12 protein-coding genes are annotated in these 20,443 nt (G+C 65.5%); 9 read left to right on the plus strand and 3 right to left on the minus strand.

Annotated elements, in window-relative coordinates:
* Positions 1-476: 476 nt before the first annotated feature.
* The 7 genes from C8J24_RS16700 to C8J24_RS16730 all read left to right on the plus strand — a co-directional run bounded on the left by C8J24_RS16700 (position 477) and on the right by C8J24_RS16730 (position 12,743).
* Positions 477-3,116, plus strand: a complete 2,640-nt coding sequence (locus C8J24_RS16700; RefSeq protein WP_107934134.1) for a TonB-dependent receptor — start codon at positions 477-479, stop codon at positions 3,114-3,116.
* 22 nt (positions 3,117-3,138) lie between these two features.
* Positions 3,139-4,731: an alkaline phosphatase D family protein gene (locus C8J24_RS16705; RefSeq protein WP_107934136.1), complete on the plus strand. Its 1,593-nt coding sequence runs from the start codon at positions 3,139-3,141 to the stop codon at positions 4,729-4,731.
* A 345-nt stretch (positions 4,732-5,076) separates the two neighbouring features.
* Complete coding sequence (locus C8J24_RS16710; protein ID WP_244180822.1) at positions 5,077-6,123, plus strand: AraC family transcriptional regulator; 1,047 nt, start codon at positions 5,077-5,079, stop codon at positions 6,121-6,123.
* 122 nt (positions 6,124-6,245) lie between these two features.
* The gene (locus C8J24_RS16715) at positions 6,246-7,385 is read left to right on the plus strand and encodes an efflux RND transporter periplasmic adaptor subunit (RefSeq protein ID WP_107934138.1); all 1,140 of its coding nucleotides are present in this window, start codon (positions 6,246-6,248) and stop codon (positions 7,383-7,385) included.
* A gap of 3 nt (positions 7,386-7,388) precedes the next feature.
* On the plus strand, positions 7,389-10,439 hold the full coding sequence (locus C8J24_RS16720) for an efflux RND transporter permease subunit (protein ID WP_107934140.1): 3,051 nt from the start codon (positions 7,389-7,391) through the stop codon (positions 10,437-10,439).
* Positions 10,432-11,850 (plus strand): efflux transporter outer membrane subunit, encoded by a 1,419-nt coding sequence (locus C8J24_RS16725; protein WP_107934142.1) that lies wholly within the window; start codon positions 10,432-10,434, stop codon positions 11,848-11,850. The genes C8J24_RS16720 and C8J24_RS16725 overlap by 8 nt, the downstream gene beginning before the upstream one ends.
* Before the next feature lie 41 nt (positions 11,851-11,891).
* The gene (locus tag C8J24_RS16730; protein WP_107934144.1) at positions 11,892-12,743 is read left to right on the plus strand and encodes a MipA/OmpV family protein; all 852 of its coding nucleotides are present in this window, start codon (positions 11,892-11,894) and stop codon (positions 12,741-12,743) included.
* A gap of 108 nt (positions 12,744-12,851) precedes the next feature.
* Here C8J24_RS16730 and C8J24_RS16735 read toward each other — a convergent pair whose 3' ends face one another.
* Positions 12,852-13,196, minus strand: a complete 345-nt coding sequence (locus C8J24_RS16735) for a PepSY-associated TM helix domain-containing protein (RefSeq protein ID WP_107934146.1) — start codon at positions 13,194-13,196, stop codon at positions 12,852-12,854.
* A 227-nt stretch (positions 13,197-13,423) separates the two neighbouring features.
* On the opposite strand from C8J24_RS16735, the gene C8J24_RS16740 reads away from it, so the two are divergent.
* Positions 13,424-15,526, plus strand: coding sequence for a TonB-dependent siderophore receptor (locus tag C8J24_RS16740; RefSeq protein ID WP_107934148.1), 2,103 nt, complete (start codon positions 13,424-13,426; stop codon positions 15,524-15,526).
* A 518-nt stretch (positions 15,527-16,044) separates the two neighbouring features.
* Here C8J24_RS16740 and C8J24_RS16745 read toward each other — a convergent pair.
* Both C8J24_RS16745 and C8J24_RS16750 read right to left on the minus strand, forming a co-directional pair.
* Positions 16,045-17,577, minus strand: a complete 1,533-nt coding sequence (locus C8J24_RS16745) for a DUF4139 domain-containing protein (RefSeq protein ID WP_107934150.1) — start codon at positions 17,575-17,577, stop codon at positions 16,045-16,047.
* Positions 17,577-18,971 carry a DUF4139 domain-containing protein gene (locus C8J24_RS16750; protein ID WP_244180852.1) on the minus strand — a complete coding sequence of 465 codons (1,395 nt, stop codon included), beginning with the start codon at positions 18,969-18,971 and terminating at the stop codon, positions 17,577-17,579. The genes C8J24_RS16745 and C8J24_RS16750 overlap by 1 nt, the downstream gene beginning before the upstream one ends.
* Positions 18,972-19,942: 971 nt before the next feature.
* On the opposite strand from C8J24_RS16750, the gene C8J24_RS16760 reads away from it, so the two are divergent.
* Positions 19,943-20,179, plus strand: a complete 237-nt coding sequence (locus C8J24_RS16760) for a DUF3253 domain-containing protein (RefSeq protein WP_107934154.1) — start codon at positions 19,943-19,945, stop codon at positions 20,177-20,179.
* Positions 20,180-20,443: the final 264 nt, after the last annotated feature.

A 20,443-nucleotide genomic window follows, 5' to 3' on the forward strand; every position in this document is an offset into this window, starting at 1 on the left:
TGAGGCGATTTGCCGCAATTGTGACCTAAGATATGACAATTAATCTAGATTTATAACTAGCCCAGGAATGACCCATAAGTCGCCGTTCGGGTGCCCTTCCCCGCCTCCCAACTTCCGCCCTTGTTTCATGGAGTTCCACGGCAACGCTTGCCATCCGTTCAAGCGGTCGGTCGAAATGACTGCCTGGAAATCGATGGCTTCCGAAAGTCGTCCCGAACGATGCAAGATTAGCCGCCTTGCCTGGTCGCGCTCCTGAGTACGGGCGTAGCTCAGTACTGAACAGGTTTGATACGCGGCCGAACAGTGCGCTTTAATAATGCCGACTGTCATAAAAGGTCATCATAACTGACGCGATTATGTCGCGTTGATATCATAGGCGAGGCGCTCTAGACCGCAGATTGGTCTTATATTGGGTGGGCCAGCCGTTCCGTTCTGGGGAAGCCTCTCTGCCCGCCCCTTTCGGAGATGCTGGCTCAATGCTGTTCCTTTCGCCCGCCAGACGCGTCCGGTTGGCCGCGTCCGCGGCCTATACGCTTCCGCTGTTGTTCGTAGCTAGCGCCGCAAACGCCGAAGACCCGACCGCTGACCCCGAGCAGACCAAGTCCGACATCATCGTCATGGGCGATCGCGCGATCCGCTCGGACAAGGAGCAATCGACGTCGGTACGTGACTCAATCGTGTTCGACGATCTCGAAACGCTGTCAGCCGACGGCAGCGTCGCAGGCCAGTTGATCCTGCTGCCCGGTATCAGCGCGATCGAGGATGGCGATGCGCCGCGCTTCGTCAGCATCCGGGGCATCTCGCCAGATCTAAACCAGACCACGATCGACGGGATCACGCTCGCGACGATCGGCAACGACGGCGAAGGATCGCGCAAGGTCAACCTCCAGCAGATCCCGTCGGAACTCGCCTTTCACAACGACGTCTACAAGACCTTTACCGCCGAACAAGATGGTGCGGCGATCGGGGGGATCGTCGACATCGTCACGCGCAGCGCGTTTGCCCTCAGGCGCCGCTATGTCATGGTCGACGGCTACGGTATCTATTCGTCGTTCAAGGGCGATGGCGGCAGCAACGCCGGCAACGGCAGCACGCCGCATTTCGGCGCCGGTGGCAAGATGGTGTTCGCGGACAAGTTCGGCGCGGGCGATCAGTTCGGCGTGGTCCTGTCGGCGCGCTACGAGAACCGCATCCGCAACTCGCGCAAATGGTGGCAGGACACCAAATATTACTTCAGCGACGCCGGCAAGAAGCTGGCCGGCCCCGACGATCCCGCGTGGAACGGCATCGCCGTACCGTACAACCATAGTTACGGCAGCTATACCAACCGCCTCCAGACCGCGGGCAGTTCGGCGAAGTTCGAATGGCGTCCGCTTGGCACCGACATCTATGCGTCGCTGCTCGGGTTCAATTATCGTCAGTGGGAATCCTCGACGATGAACAAGAATGATTACTACACCAAGAACAGTGTCAGCGACCTGACCGCGGAGGGTGGCGGATCGGACATCAACAGCCTCTATTCACGCTATCGCTACGATACCTGGAACAAGGCGACGGTCGGCGCGATCGGCAATGTCGAATGGCACGACGACCGCTCGTCGTTGCGCGTTCGCGGCGGTTACACCCGCGCCCGGTACGACAATACGCAGCCCTATATCGGTGTCCGCGCCTATCCGACTGGCCTTTCGCTAGATTGGGCGGCGGGCAATGACGGCACCGGCGGGCTGCCTTACGTCACCGGGATCGACAAGCCGGGCCTCGTGCTCGGATCGCCGTACAAGCTCAGCACAGCGCAGACGACATACCGCATGGCCAACGAGGGGCTGGCGAATGCGCGCGTCGATTATGGCTGGAACGCCGAGCCCGAAGATCGTGGCTTCGGGTTCGTCACAGGGATCGAATTCCGCAACCTGGAACTGTCGCGCAACGTCGATATGACCGAATACAAGCTTGGCCAGGCGATGAACGCCTATCTGTACGATCCAGGCTATGTGCCCGTGGGCGCACCGCAATCGTTCCCGTGGGTCGACTGGGCGCGCGTGAAGAAGGAGTTGTGGCCCAAGTTCGTCAAGGACGTACCCAACTCGACCTACGACAGCATCACCGGGGATTATCGATACACCGAGCGGCTGGTAACGCCGTTTTTGTCGCTCCATTACGCCACCGACGATACCACGCTGGTCGCGGGCGTCCGCTACGACCATACGCGCTTTTCCGCGTTCCAGCCGACGATCACCGGCGGCACAGCGTCGGCGGTGATGACGCGGAACAAAGGCGGGTATCAATACCTCTTGCCGTCGTTCACCGGCATCCAGGACTTCGCCGGCGGCAAGAAGCTGCGCTTATCGTACAGCCGCACGCTCGGCCGGCCTACGCCGGGCAATATCGCGCAACCGGAATCGCTCAATTGTGGTGACGAGGACAGCGGCGGGGCGGATTGCTCGATCAGCCGCGGCAACCCCGATCTGCGCCCACGTCGGTCGGACAATCTCGATGTCCAGTTCGAGCAGTATTTCCACAAAGACGGCATCATCTCGCTCGGCGCGTTCGCCAAGTGGATCAAGGACGATATCTTCACGCTGACCACGACGCAGCTGATTGACGACGTGAACTACCGGGTCCGCCAGCCGCTCAACGCCGACAATTCGCGGCTGTACGGCGTCGAGTTCCAGGCCGCCGATCACGACGTCAACCTGTTCGGCCAGCGGATCGATCCGTTTTTCAACGCAACCTGGCTGAAGGGACGGATGTCGATCACCAGCGATGCGGGGACGCGGACCCTGGACCGGCTGATCTACCAACCAAAATGGATCATCAACGGCGGCGCGACGCTTCGCCTGCCCGCGATCGACGGCGCGTTCCGCACGACCGTCACGCACCGCGGCAGCTACATGGAGGGCATCGGCGAGACCGCGCAGGACGACAACGGCCGCGCGGAGCTGACCACCGTCAACCTCGGCCTGTGGCACCGCGTGACGAAACACGTGACGTTCAAATACGAGATCACCAACCTGCTCAATGACCAGCCGAAATTCCTGGTCGGCAACGGCCTTCGCTACGTCAGCGAAGTCGACGACTATGGGCAGGGTGCCTTTTTCCACATCATGCTGCGCTGATAAGCCGAACAGAGGTACGACCATGTACGAAGTCGATCGCCGCTATCTTCTGTCCGCCCTGGGAAGCCTGACCGCCGCTGGTGTCCTGCCTTGGCGGGCCTCCGCCGCCGAGGTGCGGCCCCGCAACCTGATCGAGGCCCCGCGCTTCCCCACCCCGCCGTTCACGTTGGGCGTCGCGGCCGGCGATCCCGATGCCACGGGCTTCGTCATCTGGACGCGGCTCGCGCCCCTACCGCTCCAGCCCGATGGCGGCATGATGATGGCCCCCGTGCTCGTTGCCTGGGAGGTCGCCGCCGATCCCGACTTCCGTCAGGTGCTTCAGCGCGGCGAGGCGATCGCACACCCTGAGCTGGCGCATTCGGTCCATGTCGAGGTCGCCGGACTCGCTCCCGCACGGCCCTATTGGTACCGCTTCACCTGCGGCGGCGAGCGCAGCGGCACCGGGCGCGGGGCGACCCTGCCCCCGCCAGGCGCACCGCTCGACCGCGTGCGCTTCGCCGTCGCCGGCTGCCAGCATTACGAGGAGGGCTATTACACCGCATGGCGTCACATCGCCGCCGAACCGATCGACTTCGTGTTCCATTACGGCGACTATATCTACGAGGGGCCGGACCGCGGCGAACAGGCGCGCGGCGCGAAGAAGCCGCTGGTGCGTCGCCACCTCGGCCACGAAATCTATTCGATCGGCGATTACCGCCAGCGCTACGCCCAGTACAAGAGCGATCCCGATCTCCAGGCCGCGCACGCCGCCGCGTCCTGGTTCGTCAGCTTCGACGATCACGAAATCGACAATAATTGGGCCGGCGACATCGATCAGGAGAACACCACGCCGGAGGTGTTCCGCACGCGGCGTGCGATGGCGATGCAGGCCTATTACGAGCATATGCCGCTACGCCGCTCATCGATGCCCGACGGATCGCACATGCAAATGTACCGCGGCGCACGCTTCGGCGATCTGATGGACGCGTTCTTCCTCGATACACGGCAATATCGTTCCGATCAGGTCTATGGCGATCGCGATGCGCCGCAAGGGCCGGACGCCTTCGCGACCGACCGGTCGATCACGGGCGCACCGCAGGAAGCGTGGCTGTTCAAAGGCCTCGATCGCTCGAAGGCACGCTGGAACCTGATCGCGCAGCAGGTGTGCCTGATGAACCTCGGCTACCACAAGGCAGGGCAGCCCGAGCAGCTTGTCTCGATGGACCAATGGTCAGGGTACATGAACAGCCGCCGCCGCCTGCTCGCACATATCGACGCGCGGTGCCCTGGTAACGTCATGACCGTCAGCGGCGACGCGCACCGCCATTACGCCGGCGACCTGATCCAGGATCACGGCAACGGCAAAATCATCAGCAGCGAATATCTCGCGACCTCGATCAGCTCGGGGGCGGACGGCGTCGGCGAGGACGACGACTATACCCGCTCATCCCGGACGGAAAATCCGCATCTCAAGGCGCTCACCGACAGGCGTGGCTATGTCTTGTGCGACGTCGGCCGCGATCTGTGGCGCGGTGACCTGAAGGTTCTGGACACGATCGCGACGCGGAACGGCACGCTCTCGACGCACATCACCTTCGTTACCGAGCGTGGCAAGCCGGGGTTGCAAAGCGCCTAACCCGTGCTCAAAAGTACGAAGCGTAGTCCACTCTGATGCCGAGAGACGACCCATAATTGGCCATTCGAGTGCCCTTCCCGGCTACCAACTTCCGCCATTCGTTCAGCTTGAGACGGTGACGGTTTAAGCTCCCTACCGGTCTACTTCCGACGATTAAGATGCCTCGTCTTAGGACGCGAAATGCGGAGGTCGACCTTGAGTAGCCCCAGGGTCCGGGTAACCTCGCGCCAACTAGCAAAGACAGTTGCCGCTCAACGCTAATTAACGAGAAACGGTAATGCTCGACATATCGACGGCGCCGTGGTTTCGGCCGCTCATGTTAAGCACTACCCAGTATCGTCGACAGTGATCCTAGAACTCGACCTTCTGCTCCGTGGCGGCGCGATCGGCTTGCTGATGCTGGCGGCAGTGGTGTTCGCGCGGTCGCCGGCGTCCTTGCCGAGCCGGTTCGGATTGGCGCTGACGCTGTGTACGGTGGTGGGTACACTGGCGGGGTTGCCGCATGCGCCGATCGCGTTCGATCCGTTGCTCGATCTGAGCTCGAGCGCCGCGATTCCCCTGTTCTGGCTGTTCGCGCGCGCCTGGTTCGACGATGCGTTCAGACCTAAGCCGATCGATGTGGCGCTGGCCGCGGCGTTCCTGGCCTGCACGCTGTACGTCAGCCTGCAGGGGCGCGGACTGGCCACGCCGATCCGTGGGCTCGATATCGCGGTCTATCTAGGGGGAATGGCGTTTGCGATCCATGCGCAGTGGCTGGCATGGCGCAATCGGCAAAGCGATTTGGTCGAGGCGCGGCGGCAGGCGCGGACGATCTTCGTGGTCTCGATCGGGCTCATGATCCTGTGGCTGCTTGGCAGCGAGATCGTCGGCCGTGCAACCGGCGAACTGGCCGTATCCGAGATGACCGCCGCCGCCGGGCTGTTCATGGGCACGTTCGTGATCACCGCGCTGCTGTTTGGATTGCATCACCCCGAGGTTTTCCTGAGCACGGACGCCGCCCCAGTGGTCGGCGAAGTTCAAGCGGCTGCAGCGCCAGAACCGCTCGACGTTGGTCTCGGCGAGAGGCTGGCGGCAATAATGACGCGGGACCGCGCCTACCGCGATCCCGACCTGACGATCGGAATGATCGCCGCGCGGGTCGAGATGCCCGAATATCGCGTGCGGCGGCACATCAATGGCGGGCTCGGCTATCGCAACGTCAGCGACTACCTCAACGAACACCGGATCGCCGAAGTCCGCAGCGCGCTGGCCGACCCGGCCCAGGCGGACGTGCCGATCCTGACGATCGCGATGGACGCCGGGTTCGGCAGCCTCGTGATGTTCAACCGCGTGTTCAAGGACCGCCTCGGCGAAACCCCCAGCGCGTTTCGACGGCGGCACCTCAAAGGCTAGCGAAGCCGGTTCACAAGCATCGGGACCGGTCGTTTTCGAAATTGACTGGTCGGTTTCGAGGATCTGCAGGCCAGGATCGGCCCGGATAGGCAGGGCAACCGCGTTCACAACGGGACGCGACGATGCCGATGATTTTCACTGCCCCGACCGGGCTGCCGACCACACTGATCACCGCCGGTCTGGCCCTCCTCGCCTGCGCCGGCTGTTCCTCCGAACCGGTCGTATCGCCCAGATCGGACGCCACGCTGGTCGACGTGGTCACGATCCATCACGCCGGCGGACAGACCGTGACGCTCGGCGGCGTCCTGCGCCCACGCCGCGATATCGCGCTCGGGTTCAAGACCGGCGGCCGGGTGCTCGCGCTGAACGTACAGGTCGGCGACCACGTCCGCGCCGGGCAGGTCCTTGCCCGCCTCTCGCATGCCGAGGCGATCGCCGATACCGGACAGGCACGCGCCGAGCTTGCCGCCGCGACCGCCGAGGCGATCCGCGCGGGCGAAGCGGCGCGGCGTGCCACCAGCCTCGACGGGATCGGCGCGTTGTCAGCCGCCGAGGTCCGCGACCGCGCGCTGACGGCAAGCGCCGCTGCGGCGAAGCGCGATGCGGCGCGCGCGGCGTTCGACCACAGCCGAGCGACGCTCGCCGACGCGGTGCTGATCGCCCCAGAGGACGGCGTCGTGACCGAACGCACGGTCGAATCGGGTACCGTCGTCGAGGCCGGCAGCACCGTCGTCCGGCTGGCCGCGGGCGGTCCCGAAATCGAGGTTCTCCTGCCCGAGCGCGTGCAGGTTGCCACCGGGACGATGGCGAACGCGAGCTTCTGGTCCGCGCCTGACACGATCGCCGAGGTGCGGCTGAGACTGATCGGACCGGCGGCTGGCGGTGCGCTGCGGTTGCGGACCACGCGGTTCAGCGTGCTCGGCGACGTCTCGCAGATCCCGTTCAACAGTTCCGCGACGCTCGCGCTGCGGATGCCCGATCCGAAGGCGACGATCCGCGTGCCGCTGACCGCGCTCGGCGCACGGGACAACCAGCCGCACGTCTGGTCGCTGTCGAGTGGCGGCGATAAGGCCGGCAACGGGGCCAGCAGCGGCGGCGGCGATCGCGTCCACCGCCAGCCGGTGCATCTGGTCGAACTGCGCGGCGACGATGCGATCGTCTCGGGCCTGTCCGATGGCCAGCAGATCGTCGCAAGTGGTGGCGATACGCTGTCGGAAGGGCAGCGCGTTGTCATGGCCGGCCTAGTCGCGGGCGGCAACTGAGCGATGGACCGCCTCAACCTGTCGCGCTGGGCGATCCGTCATCCCGCGCTCGTCGGCTTTCTCATGGCGCTGCTGTTCGCGGCCGGCGCTGCGCACTTCTTCGCGCTGGGGCGCGACGACGATCCGACCTTTACGCTGAAGGAGATGATCGTCGCGGCGGCGTGGCCGGGTGCGTCGCCGGCGCAGATGCGCGCCCAGGTCGCGGACCTTATCGAACGCCGGCTGCGGGCGACCGAAGACCTCGATTTCCTCCAGACCTACTGCGTCGACGGTCGTTGCGCGATCCGCATTTCGCTGAAAGACAGCGCGCCGAAGGACCGCGTGGAGGTGATCTGGCAACAGGTCCGCAAGCAGCTGAAGGATCTCGAGCCGGGGCTTCCCGCGGGGGCGACGGTTGCCGCCGATGACGACTATGCCGAGGTCTACGGCTATGTCTTCACGCTGACCGGTGCGGACAATGCGCGGTTGGTGGCGTTGGCCGAGCAGGTGCGCGACGCGATGCTGCGCATACCCGGCGCGGGCAAGGTGCAGATCACCGGCGAGGTACCGCGCCGGCTGTTCGTCGATGTCGACTCGCGCCGGCTTGCCGCGCTGGGGCTGTCGCCGGACGCCGTCGTGCAGGCGCTGGCAAAGCGCAGCAGCGTCGCACCCGCTGGCGTGGTCGAGCGGTCGGTGCGAGTCCCCGTCCGGATCCGCGGTACGGTCGACGGCGTCGATACGGTCGAAAACACCGTCATCCCTGCCGTGAACGGGACGATCAGCATCGGCGACGTCGGCACAGTCAGCAACGGCTATGCCGATCCGCCCGACCTGCTGGTCCGCCATGCTGCCAAACCTGCGGTGGTGCTGGCGGTCGCGATGGCGCCTGGTGCCGACGGGCTGGGCTTCGGCAAGCAATTGTCACAGGTCGCTGCCACGTTCGGCCGCACGCTGCCCGCCGGGATCGCGATGACCCAGGTCGAGGACCAGAGCCAGAACATTCGCGAGGCGGTGAACGCGTTCCTCATCAAGTTCTTCTGCGCGCTGACGGTGGTCCTGCTGGTCGCGTTCGTGACGCTGGGCTGGCGGACCGGCGTGGTCGTCGCGCTGTCGGTGCCATTAACGCTGGCGATCGTCGCGCTGTTCATGGGGGCGAGCGGGATCGGGCTCGAGCGGATTTCGCTCGGCGCGCTGATCTTGTCGCTCGGGCTGCTGGTGGACGACGCGATCATCAGCGTCGAGGCGATGGTCGTCCAGCTCGAAAAGGGCACGAGCCGGGCCGATGCTGCCGCGCATGCCTGGACGCACACCGCGTTCCCGATGCTGACCGGCACGCTGCTGACGATCGTCGGATTCCTGCCGGTCGGGTTCGCGCGATCGACCACCAGCGAATATGCCGGCGGGATCTTCTGGGTGACCGGCTCGGCGTTGCTGGTCAGCTGGGTCGTCGCAGTCGTGTTCACGCCGTATCTGGGTGTGCGGCTGCTCCCCGAGGCGCACGCGCATCACGACGCTGAAGCGATGTACGACACGCCGGTCTACCGACGACTGCGCCGCGTCGTCGATGCGTCCATGACGCGCCGCAAAACGGTGGTCGCGGTGACCGCGGCGCTGTTGATAGCGAGTCTCGCGGGCGCGATGCTGGTCCGCCAGCAATTCTTTCCCGTATCGGACCGCCCCGAGATCATCGTCGACGTCAGCCTGCGACCGGGGTCCTCGTTGTCCGCGACATCGGCGGCGGTGAAGCAGATCGAGGCCAGCATCGCCAAGGACCGCGATATCGCGCAGGCCGACAGCTATATCGGCCAAGGATCGCCACGTTTCTATCTGCCCTACGGCCCCTCGCTGCCCGACCCGGCGACCACGACGATGGTGCTGGTCGCGACCGACCTTCACGCGCGCGAACGCGTCATCGCGCGGCTGCTGGCGAACCACGCGTCCCCCGAGGCCAAGCTCCACATCCGCCGCCTGTCGCTCGGGCCAAGTGCGGGCTTCCCCGTGCAATACCGCGTGATTGGCCCCGATCCGGAAATGTTGCGGACCATCGCCGCACGGCTGGAGGCGGTACTGCGCGCCACGCCGGGGACGACTGCAGTCCAGGCTGACTGGGGGACGCCGTCGGTCGCGATGCGGCTCGATCTCGACGCCGAGCGGGTCGCGCGGCTGGGGCTCGATCGCGCGGGGCTGGCGGGTGACGTCGCGACCATGATGTCGGGCCAGCCGGCGGGTGACGTGCTCCGTGGGACCAAGCGGATCGGCATCGTCGTGCGCGGCACAGCGGCAGATCGCGCCGATCCGGGGCGGCTCGCCGATATGGCGGTCAGCACGCCGGGCGGGCCGGTCCCGCTCGGCCAGGTCGCGCAGATCGGCGCGACCACCGAGCAGCCGATCCTATGGACGCGCAACGGCGAGCTCTGCATGACCGTGCAGGCCGACATGACCGGCGACGTGCAGGCGTCCGAAGTCGTTGACGCCGCCGCCGCGCGTGTCGCCGCGATCGTGACATCGCTGCCCGCCGGATACCGGATCGAGGATGGCGGCGACAGCGAGTTGTCGGCCAAGGCGAACGACGCGATCTATGCGCTGCTGCCTGTCACCTTCGCGCTGATGCTCGTGCTGCTGATGATCCAGTTGCAGAGCATCAGCCGGACCTTGCTGGTGCTCGCGACAGCACCGCTCGGGCTGATCGGCGCGGTGGTCGCGCTAGTGCTGACGGGCGCGCCGTTTGGGTTCGTCGCGCTGCTTGGACTGATCGCACTGGCGGGGATGATCATGCGCAACTCGATCATCCTGGTCGATCAGGTGACGCACAACCAGGCAGACGGCATGGACCTGCACGCGGCGATCCGAGCCGCGACGATCGGCCGCTCGCGTCCGGTCGTGCTGACCGCACTGGCGGCGGTACTCGCGTTCATCCCGCTCTGCTTCAACATCTTCTGGGGGCCGATGGCGATCGTGATGATCGGCGGGCTGATCGGCGCGACGATCCTCACGCTGGTCGCCCTCCCCGCGCTCTACGCGCTCGCGTTCGATCGCACATCCGGCCTTCCCGAGGAGGACCACGAAAATGCATGATCCGAAACTCTGGCGGGCGCTGCTGCTGCTTGCCGTCGCGCTGGCGGGTTGTACGGTCGGCCCGAACTTTGCACCGCCCGCAGCAATCCTGCCGCCGGTCTGGCAGGGCACGACCCCGGTGCAGGCTACCACCGATGCGCGCTGGTGGCGCAGCTTCGACGATCCGGTGCTCGACGCGCTGGAGGCACGCGCAGGTTCGACAAATCTCGATATCGCCGCGGCGATCGAGCGGATCACCGCCGCGCGGATCGAGCGCGGCCAAGCTCGCGCCGCCGGTGCGCCGCAGCTCGAACTGCAGGCGGGGTACAACCGCGAGCGCATCGGCACCGCGGGGATCGCCTCGGTCACGCAGACGCTGCTCGGCCTCACCCCGACGACGACCCCGCCCAAGGGCGTCGACTTCGATCTCTACAGCGTCGGCGTCGGCGCTAGCTGGGAAATCGATCTCTGGGGTGGCCATCGTCGCCAGGCCGAGGCCGCGCAGGCCTCGGTTGAGGCCACCGAAGCCGTCGCGCGCGCCGTGCGCCTGTCGGTCGAGGCCGAGGTGGCGCGCACCTATTTTCAACTGCGCGGCCTCTGGGACGAGCGCCGCATCGCGCAGGACGGGGTCGCACTCGCCGAGAACAACGCATCGATCGCGCGTGTGCTGCTGGCCCGCGGTCTCGCCACACCGATCGATCTCGCCGCGATCGACGAGAAGCTACGCGCTCTGCACGGCGATATCGTCGAGCTCGACCACCAGGCGGCCACGACCCAGCGCGCGCTGGCGATACTGGTCGGTGGCACGCCCGATACCGCCCGGTTCGATCGCACGACGCTGCGGCCGCAAAGCCCGCTCCCGGCGGCGGCGGTGCGCGTGCCCTCCGAGGTTGCCCGCACACGTCCCGACATCGTCGAAGCCGAAGCAAGGCTCCACGCAGCGACCGCGCAGATTGGCGTCGCGCAGGCCGATTTCTATCCCAAGATCAGCCTGACGGGCCTGTTCGATATCGACGTGCTGAACCTCGCCGATTTCGGCTGGAACGCGCGCAGCACGAGCATCGGCCCCAGCCTGTCGCTGCCGATCTTCTCCGGCGGCCGGTTGCAGCGGCAGCTCGACCTGCGCCGCTCGGAGGAGCGCACCGCCGCGCTCGCGTACCGCCAGACCGTCCTCAATGCCTGGCGCGAAGTCGACGACGCGCTGTCGGCGAGCCGCGCCGACGCCGACCGCACCAGCCTGTTCGACCGCGACCTCGCATCGCGTAACCGGACGGTGGCGATGGTCGAGGCCCGCTACGCCCGCGGCGACATCGCGGCCGCGCCGCTGCTCGACGCCCGCCAAGCGGCCTTGTCCGCGGAGTTGGCCGTCGTTCGCCAGCGCGTCGCCGCCGCGCTCGCGAACGTCCAGCTCCACCGCGCGCTCGGCGGCTGACCGCTCGCCGCGCCGATCACATTTTAATCACGGACCTTCTCATGCCCTATATCCGAACTTCGTCGCTCATCCTCGGCAGCACATTGGCGGCGTTCACCACGCTACCTGCCCATGCGCAGGACGCACCCGCCGATCCGTACCGCGATACCGTCACCGTCGGTGTCGGGGTCGCCGCACTCCCGGATTACGAAGGCTCGATCGACTATCGGATCACCCCGGCACCCGCCGCGATCGGGACGATCAAGGGCTATGGCTTCGCCTTGGCGGGCAACCAGCTGAGCGTCGATCTGATTAAGAACGCGCCAGGCGCGGTCTGGGACGTCCAGGCCGGACCGATCGCACAGCTCAATCTCAACCGTAGCGCCCTCGGCAGCATCGACGACCGCCGCATCCGCGCGCTCGGCAAGCTTGGCGTCGCGGTCGAACTCGGCGGCTATGTCGGCCTCGGCAAGACCGGCGTGCTGACCAGCCCCTACGACACGCTGTCGGTGACGCTCGGCTATCGCCACGACGTCAGCGGGGTTCACGACAGCGGCATCTGGAGCCCCGGCATCACTTATGTCACGCCGCTGTCGCGCAAGGCCGCGATCGGCGTGTTCGCCTCCGCCGACATCGTCGAACGCGGCTATGCGCAGACCTATTACAGCGTGTCCGCGGCACAGAGCGCGGCGAGTGGACTCCCCGTCTACACAGCCCGCGGTGGGCTCAAGAACTGGACGTTCGGCGCGATCGGCAGCTATTCGCTCACCGGCGACCTATTGCACGGTATCAAGGTCGTCGCGGGCGGCACCTATGGACGCATGGAAGGCGACATCGCCCGCAGTCCGCTCGTTGCGATCGCCGGATCGCGCAATCAGTGGCTGGGGACGATCGGACTTGCTTATACGTTCTAGTCCGTGGGGAAGTCGGGCGAGACCCATAAGTCGCCGTTAAATGCCCTCCCCGGCTTTCCCAACTTCAGACGCCCGTTAATCTTAGCCAGACGGTCGCTCGACCGGCCACTAAAGCTGGCCTGGGACGCCTTTCTCAGCGGGGACGCCCTTCGCATTGGTTTGGTGGCGGTGAAAGAACACGCCCAGGCCGTGATCGCCGATCTCGAACAGATTGACCGCCTCGCGATAGTGCGGCGGGGTCTGCGCGGTCAGGCGGCGCATCGTCGCGTCGATCGGCTGCTGGAACGACAAGCGCGTGGCGAGATGGCCGGCCGACCATGCGCCGATTTCGTGCGCGAAGACCGCCACGGCGCCCGTCAGCACCACGGCATAGAGCAGTAGGCCAAGCAGGATGCCAGACCAGCCGCGCACCGCGACCATCGCCTTGGTCTCTTCCTTCTTCAGATGGACCATTGGGCCTCCCCCAAGGCGGGCGCAGCGGCGGGTGCGGCGGCATGCCGGCAAGCAACATCAGTGTCACCACGAACGCGCCTGGCCCGGCCAGCAGAATTCGCGCCCATCGACGACGACTGGATTGGGTACGTGCGCGTCAAGGAAGGCAATCTTAATGCTATTGATAATCTTTCGCAAATATATAAGAGCGCCCACAATCGGACTGCAGTGAGACGAAGGGGCGGAATATGGGGAAGTTGATCGTTGCGGCCGGGGTGGCGAGCATGCTGGCCAGTTCTGCGTCCTGGGCTCAGGATGCGGAGCCGCCCGCACCGGAAAACGACATTGTGGTGACTGGCACCATCGCCGGCACAAAGACCGAAACCCCGCTGATCGAGCTACCGCAGCCGCTCACCATCATCCCGGCCGACCAGTATCTGTCGCAGGGCGCGATCAACATCAGCGACACCGTGAAGTACGCCGCCGGCGTCCTCGCCAATCCCTATGGCCGCGATACGCGAGTCGATGGCTTCAACGTCCGCGGCATCAGCGCGCTGCAGTTCCGCGACGGCATGCGAGACATTTTCTCCTATTATGCCAGCATCCCCTCGGACCCGTATAATTTCTCGCGGGTCGAGATCGTACGTGGCCCGGCATCGGTGCTGTTCGGCCAGGGCTCGATCGGCGGTCTCATCAACCTCGTCTCCAAGACGCCCGAGTTCCACACCAGCGGCGAGCTTAACCTCGTTTATGGCAGTTATGACCGCAAGGAGGCGCTAGGGGATATCAACTTGGCACTCAGTGACACGCTGGCGATTCGTGCAGTCGGACGCGTGCGCGATTCCGACACCTTCATCGATCATGTTCCCGACGACCGCGTGATGTTCGCGCCGTCGATCCGCTGGCAGCCGACGCCGGATACCGATCTGATCCTGACCGGCCTGTACCAGAAGGACGACACCGGCTCGACCTCGCAGTTCCTGCCGATCGTCGGTACCTTCGTACCTAATCCCGGCAATCCGGGCGGGCAGCTCGATTCCTATACATTCGTCGGCAAGGCCGGCTGGGACCGCTATGCCGGCCGCTCGCTCCAGGGTGGCGGGTCGTTGGTCCACCGCTTTTCGGACAATCTTCGTATCAGCCTGAAGGCACGATACATCGACAGCGACCTCGAATATTTTACCCATTACGCCGACAGCTATACCAACCCGACCGATCCGTTCGCGGTTTATGGCACCGATGGCCGCACTATCGGGCTGTATGCAGACGCCAGCGATGCGCGGATGAACGTCTTCTCGACCGACAACAACGTCCAGCTCAAGTTCAATACCGGCGCAGAGATCGAGCACACGCTGCTGGCCGGCCTCGACTATAGCTGGAACAAGGTCGGCAAGAGGTTCGCGACCACGGCGCTGGAGACGGTTGATCTCTACGACATCGATTATGCGTCGCTGCAGACCTACGACCCCAGCGGCCCGTTTGCCTATGATTCGCAGAAGCAGCTCGGCGTCTATGTCCAGGACCAGATCCGCTTCTTCGATCGCATGTCGGTGATTGTTGGCGCCCGCCGCGACCATGTGACCAACTCCTCGGGCCAGGAGGACAATGCCACGACCTTCCGCGCCGGCATCATTGGAGAGCTCGGCGCAGGCGTCTCGCCCTTCTTCAGCTACACCGAAAGCTTCCTGCCGATCGCCGGCCGGCTGACGGGGCCTGGCGGCGTCCCGACCGACCCCTTCAAACCGCAGATGGGCATGCAATACGAGGCGGGTGTAAAATGGCAGCCCGATCCCCGGACGCTGGTCACCGTGACCGGTTTCAAGATCAAGGAGCGCAACCGCGTCCTCTATCTAGCCAACAACGTGACGACCCAATCCGGCGAATTATCCACCAAGGGCATCGAGTTCGAGGCGAGCCGCGTGCTGCCGGGCAATTTCGAGCTGCTGCTGAACTATGGCTACAGCCAGCTCGATTCCGACGTTAACACCAGTCTCGACTATATGCCGCGCCACACCGCGTCGGTCTGGTCGACCAAGACCTTCGGTGACACCAGCGGGCCGCAGCTAAGGTTCGGTGCGGGCGTGGTGTATAGCGGCAAGAGCAAGTCGACCGGGCCGCTCGACCCCTATGGTCTCAACCCCGGGATCGCGCCCGGCACGCTGTACACGATCGTCACCCCGTCGCGGACGACGGTCGATGCGCTGGCGGAGATCAGCTGGGACAAATGGCGCCTGGCCATCAACGCGACCAACCTGCTGGACAACCGTGGTTTCGCCTCCTGCCTCGTGCGTGGGGACTGCTTCATGGCCGCACCGCGCAACGTTATGGCAACGCTGGGCTTTCGATTCTAGCAGGCGACGGCTTCGCATCACTATTCGGCGGCATGGATGCCCGCCGGGCCAACGCCAGCCCAGGAGGCTTTTTCCTGCGGTAGAACCAACTGGACTACCACTGCATCACGGTCGACCGGGCGCTGTTCGCTCCAGCTTACCCATCGGTGGCGCCAACCGATTTGCACGGACGACCGCATGCAGGAACGATCGAGAGCGTCGCGAGCGGCCAATTCGGGCCCGTTGCTGCCTGTCCGGTTTGTGCCACGCGAACGGAAGGATCTGTCGGGAGCAGCCGTTCGCCGGCTAACGCAGCGATGGCTTGAACTGGTCGATGGCTGTCTCGGCGGTCACGACCCAAAAGGCGACGTTCCGAACGCCCCTTCCGCTCGCCGAAACCTGTCATCCATTCATGTGCCGCAACTGGCGGGGACGGCGAGGCATCGTAGCTGCTACCAGTACAGGCTTCCTGACCCTATATAGATCTTGAAATCAGGCGTATGCGGTATCGCCCGACCTGGGAGGTCGAAGTGGGCCGGTCAGTAACGGTAACGCAAATTGGCGCGACCGCCCGGCGGCAGGGTCGGCGACCAGGTGAGGATCCCGTCGGTTCGGTTGAGCGCCTTGTCATCGGCCTCGATCGCCTGGCCCGCCGCCCCGATCGGGACGTCGAGCGTCGCCGGGAACGGGTTGGCGTTAGTCGCCGTCAGCACGACCTCTCGCGACAATGCTTCCCCCGGAGCCGCCACCGGCACGCGCGACGCAACGATAGCCTGGGTCAACATAACCTGGCTGCTGATACCTGCCGCTAGGCGCACCGTCTCGCCAACCGTGCGGTCGGTGACCGCGCCCAATCCCAGCAGCAGGCGTCCGCCAGCCCGCTCGGCGTAGAGTGCGGTGCTGCCGGCTGGCAGCGGCACGCCCAGGCCGCCAGGTGTATCGTTCTTCATCACGAGCACGATCGACGTCGGCACGCCGTCGAGCTGCTGGCCGGGATACACCGCGCGTCGGTAGCGACGGTCAACCGGCACGCCCTTTTGAAAGAGCAAAGCAACTTGCTTTTGCGCGCGTGCGGCGACGGTCGTGGGCGTCGGTATGCGATAAAGCTTGAGATCGCCAAGATCTTCGGGAGGGGGCGGCGGCGGGGGTGGTGCCGGGGGCGCCATCATCGGCGGCGGGGGGGGCGCCATCGCGCGCGACGCCGTCACCACTATCTCGTCGGCAGGCTCAAACTCCGTTTCGGGCAGATCCGACGTCGTCGTGCCGAGCGGATAGCAGACCAGCCGCAGCCCGCCCGCCGCCGCCGGAACCGCGGGCAACGCCACCCGGTTGAGCCGGCCCGCGACGGCCTGCACCTCGGCCTTCGGGAACACTTCCGGGTTGCTGTTGGCGAGGGTCAGCCAGGCAAACAGGTCGACCGTTCGCCCGTTCGCGGCGAGCGCAGCGACGTAGCTCGCCCGCCAGTCGAACCCGGACGCGAGATAGGACAGACGCACCGTGACCGTGCGCGCCGCCGGGCTGATGGTCGTTACACTCAGCACCGGCTTGCTCGACAGGCCGCCTGGGACGCCGGCGAACGCCAGCCGCTCCGCGAGACCCGAACAGCGTAAAGCCTCGATCCCCGTCGCCGTGCGGAGGATGACGCCCGGTGCCGGGCCGGCGACAATGGTCGCGGGCTCGCTGGTCGGTCGTCCGGTCGCCCTGTCCGTTCGGGTCAGCGTCACGTCACGACCCAGCGTACCGTCGACAAGCGAGGCCGGCGACAACAGGCGGGCGTCGCGGTTCTTCTCGATCGTGCCGCCGGGCAGGCCGTCGATGACTGCGCTGACCGGCACGATCCCATGCGCCACGCCCTCGAACCGCAGAACCGCCGGTCCGCGCGGCAGCCGGACGCGACGCGTCTCCGTCACCAGTGCAAAGCCACCGAGATACTGGAGGGTCATCGCCCCGCGGCCATAAGGTGCCCGGTACACCGTGAGCGAGACGCGGTCCGGCGCGGACGAGGTGACGGTCGTCTGCGCCTCCGCCCTGCCCGCCAGCAGCGCGACCGCCAGGAGCAGCAGATGGCGCATCAGTAGCGCGTGTCGAAGGTCGCCGTCACCGTGGTACTGCCATTGGCCGGCACCGATACCTGCCACGCCAGCGTGCCGGCGGTGCGACGTTCACCCTTCGCGCTGTCCTCGACGACCCGGACGTCGCCCCAGTCGAGCCCGCCCTGGATGAGCTCGACCGTGACCGGACGGGCGCGGGCGTTAGTCAGCTTGTACTGCATCGCCGTGCGCCAGCGGCGGTCGCCCTGCCGCGTGCGCGACACGGTGACGGGCTGCACCTTCACATCGAACGCGTCGCCGGTGGGAAGCGCGATGGTCGACCCTTGCGGGGTATGCTCGATCCGGTTTTCGCCGGTGAACTGCGGCTGCCCGCGTGCATCGCGGACATAGACCCGGACCACCCCCGCCGGCAGCGCGTCGCCCAAGCCTGCTGCACCCGAGTTACTGAACCGCAGCACCGACTGCGCGCTGCGTGGTTCGTCCGAACTGCCGAGCCAGCCATTCTCGAACCGATAGCCCGCGCCCGCCGCCACGCCCTTGGCATCGAGGAAGCTGACCTGCTTGGTCTGCTTGTCGGCGATCGTGGTGCGTTCGGCCAGCGGATAGAGGTAGAAGTCGCCGAGCTGCTCGCGCGCGGCGCTCTCGGTGCCGGGGCGTTTCGTCGTTCGGTGGCGCGGACGCGGCGCATAGCCGCCGCTGCCGTCATCGTCGGCGCTGCCGACCTCGCCGGCGACCAGCAGCGTTTTGGCGTTAGCGAACGTCGTCCCGCTGCTATTCTTCAGCGTTACCCAGCCCTGGATATCGACCGTGCCGCTCTTGTCGTCGAACAGCGCGACATAATCGGCGCTCCAGCCGAGCCCGCGGCTCAGGTAGGACAGCGTCGCCGGGCGGGTTCCTCCGCGCGTGCTGGTCAGTGTCACCGACAGCGTCGGGCGCGCCCGCAGCGCGTCGGGCACCCGGTCGAACACCGCGCGCACCGGCAGGCCGTCGTCGCGCAGTACCTCGACATGACCGTTCACTTCGATGACCACGCCGCCGTTCACCGCCAGCACTTTCGCGCGATCGCGGGTTTCCGCGCCGGTGGCCGGATTGGTCCGCACCAGCGTGATCGTCTCGCCGATCGCTTTCTCCATCAGGCTCGACGGGCTGAGCAGATCATAGTCGAAATTCTGCTCGACGATCGCGGCATCGGGCACGGTCAGCGACACCGTTTCCGGTCGGATCGCTGCGCTCACGTCGGGGAAATTCTGGCGAACCCGCCCGCTCGCCAGGTTCAGCGGACGGATGTCCTGCACCAGGGCGACGTCGTTGGTGTAGATGGTGACCGACACGTCGCCTTGCGCCGTTCCGGCGGTCGGGGAATCAGCAGGGGGCGGCAATTGCTGAGCGGCTGCCGAAATCGACCCGAGCAGCATCACCAAACCACACGCTCTCGAGATGCTTTTGCGCACGTCACTCTCCCCAGTCCTTGCTATAATGGCGAGACCGCATCAGAAGGGCAACGCGACATTGTGCGTCTGATTTTCTGACCCAAACAACGGCGCTTGTTCGCTCTGATCGGTGCGCTGCGCCATTAAGGTTATGAGACGTTGATCATAGCCAAAATGACGGTGTCCGCGAGAGCGACGGCGGAGAGCAAGTCCGTCGGTTACTGGTCGTAGCGGGTGCCGATACGCCGCCAATCCTTGGAACGCCCGAACAAGATATCGATCCGGTAGACGCCGAGCTCGGCGACGCCTTCCCACCGAATCCGCAAAGACCCATAAGGCGACGCTCAGACCGTCCTACCTTCGCCCGAAGAGGCGACGTTCGTTTAGCTTCGTATTCTAGCCGACGCGCCCGCCGCGACAGGCTAGCCGAGCAGGCGGCCCAATGGGGCCCTCGTCGACCACGCCGGCTGCATCCGATCGGCTAGAACCTCGTCCCGAAAGTGATGCTCGGCCCAAAGTATAGGCGAGAATGCTCCTTGTCGGCCCGGTCCGACCAGTTCCGCTGGAACCGGCCGAGTACTTCCGCCGAGATGTCCTTCTTGACGGCGAACAACCGCCGGACTGGCGCCGAGACGTCTAACCCAGCCTGCACCCGCAGGCGGAGATCTTGGCCAAGCTCGCTCCGGGGTCCCATCCGCTCTTTGCGATAGAAGCTCCACACACCCATCGCTGCAGCTGCCGCGCGGAGGTCGTTCCAGAACGGACCCGAGATCACATCGGCGCGCGCAGTCGGTAATATCCGGTTCTTCGTCGAATCCGTCGACCAGAGGTATTTCCGCTTGCCGCGAGTTTCTCACGACCATCCTGCCACGTTCTGCACGGATAAGCTGCCCGAGGAAGGCACCGAATGCCAATAGCACCTTGACCAGCCGGAGCGCCCGGTCGACGCAGTCTGAATGACGGATCCGAAGGCAGCCACACTTTCCCTGCTCGAGCGCCGCGCACCGGGGGCGACGATATGCCCAAGCGAAGTGGCCCGTTCAATTGCACAGGATTGGCGTAGCGCAATGCCTGCAGTCCATGAAGCGATAGACGAGCTAGTGAGCAACGGGCTGGTACAGCTCAGCTGGAAGGGACAGCCGCTTGCAAAGCGCTCAGGACCGTACAGGATCCGCAATCTTGGCGGCGATTGAAGCTAGGGCTTAATTCGCATATTTTGCCCATTCCAGTATCGGAAGTCAGCTCAACAACGTCATATTCAGCAGCTGCGGCTGCGGCGACCCACGGGCAGACTTTCAAGCCGCTCCTTCCGCGGCCCGCAAACAGACATCGGTTTAGGTTGGCACGCTGTGCTCCTTGGTCGCTTGCGGCACGAACACGGAGAGCGCGAGCGTGACGCCTACGATTATCAGGACGCCTTAGAACGTCAGGTGCAGGCCGCGCGCTAGCCCTGCCCA

The sequence above is a fragment of the Sphingomonas aerolata genome (assembly GCF_003046295.1).
GTDB lineage: Bacteria > Pseudomonadota > Alphaproteobacteria > Sphingomonadales > Sphingomonadaceae > Sphingomonas > Sphingomonas aerolata.

Coding starts and splice junctions, on each gene's coding strand:
- C8J24_RS16740 (WP_107934148.1), top strand. CDS start 13,424: ATGGGGAAGTTGATCGTTGCGGCCGGGGTGGCGAGCATGCTGGCCAGT.
- C8J24_RS16720 (WP_107934140.1), top strand. CDS start 7,389: ATGGACCGCCTCAACCTGTCGCGCTGGGCGATCCGTCATCCCGCGCTC.
- C8J24_RS16735 (WP_107934146.1), bottom strand. CDS start 13,196: ATGGTCCATCTGAAGAAGGAAGAGACCAAGGCGATGGTCGCGGTGCGC.
- C8J24_RS16730 (WP_107934144.1), top strand. CDS start 11,892: ATGCCCTATATCCGAACTTCGTCGCTCATCCTCGGCAGCACATTGGCG.
- C8J24_RS16760 (WP_107934154.1), top strand. CDS start 19,943: ATGACGGATCCGAAGGCAGCCACACTTTCCCTGCTCGAGCGCCGCGCA.
- C8J24_RS16725 (WP_107934142.1), top strand. CDS start 10,432: ATGCATGATCCGAAACTCTGGCGGGCGCTGCTGCTGCTTGCCGTCGCG.
- C8J24_RS16705 (WP_107934136.1), top strand. CDS start 3,139: ATGTACGAAGTCGATCGCCGCTATCTTCTGTCCGCCCTGGGAAGCCTG.
- C8J24_RS16700 (WP_107934134.1), top strand. CDS start 477: ATGCTGTTCCTTTCGCCCGCCAGACGCGTCCGGTTGGCCGCGTCCGCG.
- C8J24_RS16745 (WP_107934150.1), bottom strand. CDS start 17,577: ATGCGCCATCTGCTGCTCCTGGCGGTCGCGCTGCTGGCGGGCAGGGCG.
- C8J24_RS16715 (WP_107934138.1), top strand. CDS start 6,246: ATGCCGATGATTTTCACTGCCCCGACCGGGCTGCCGACCACACTGATC.
- C8J24_RS16750 (WP_244180852.1), bottom strand. CDS start 18,971: ATGCTGCTCGGGTCGATTTCGGCAGCCGCTCAGCAATTGCCGCCCCCT.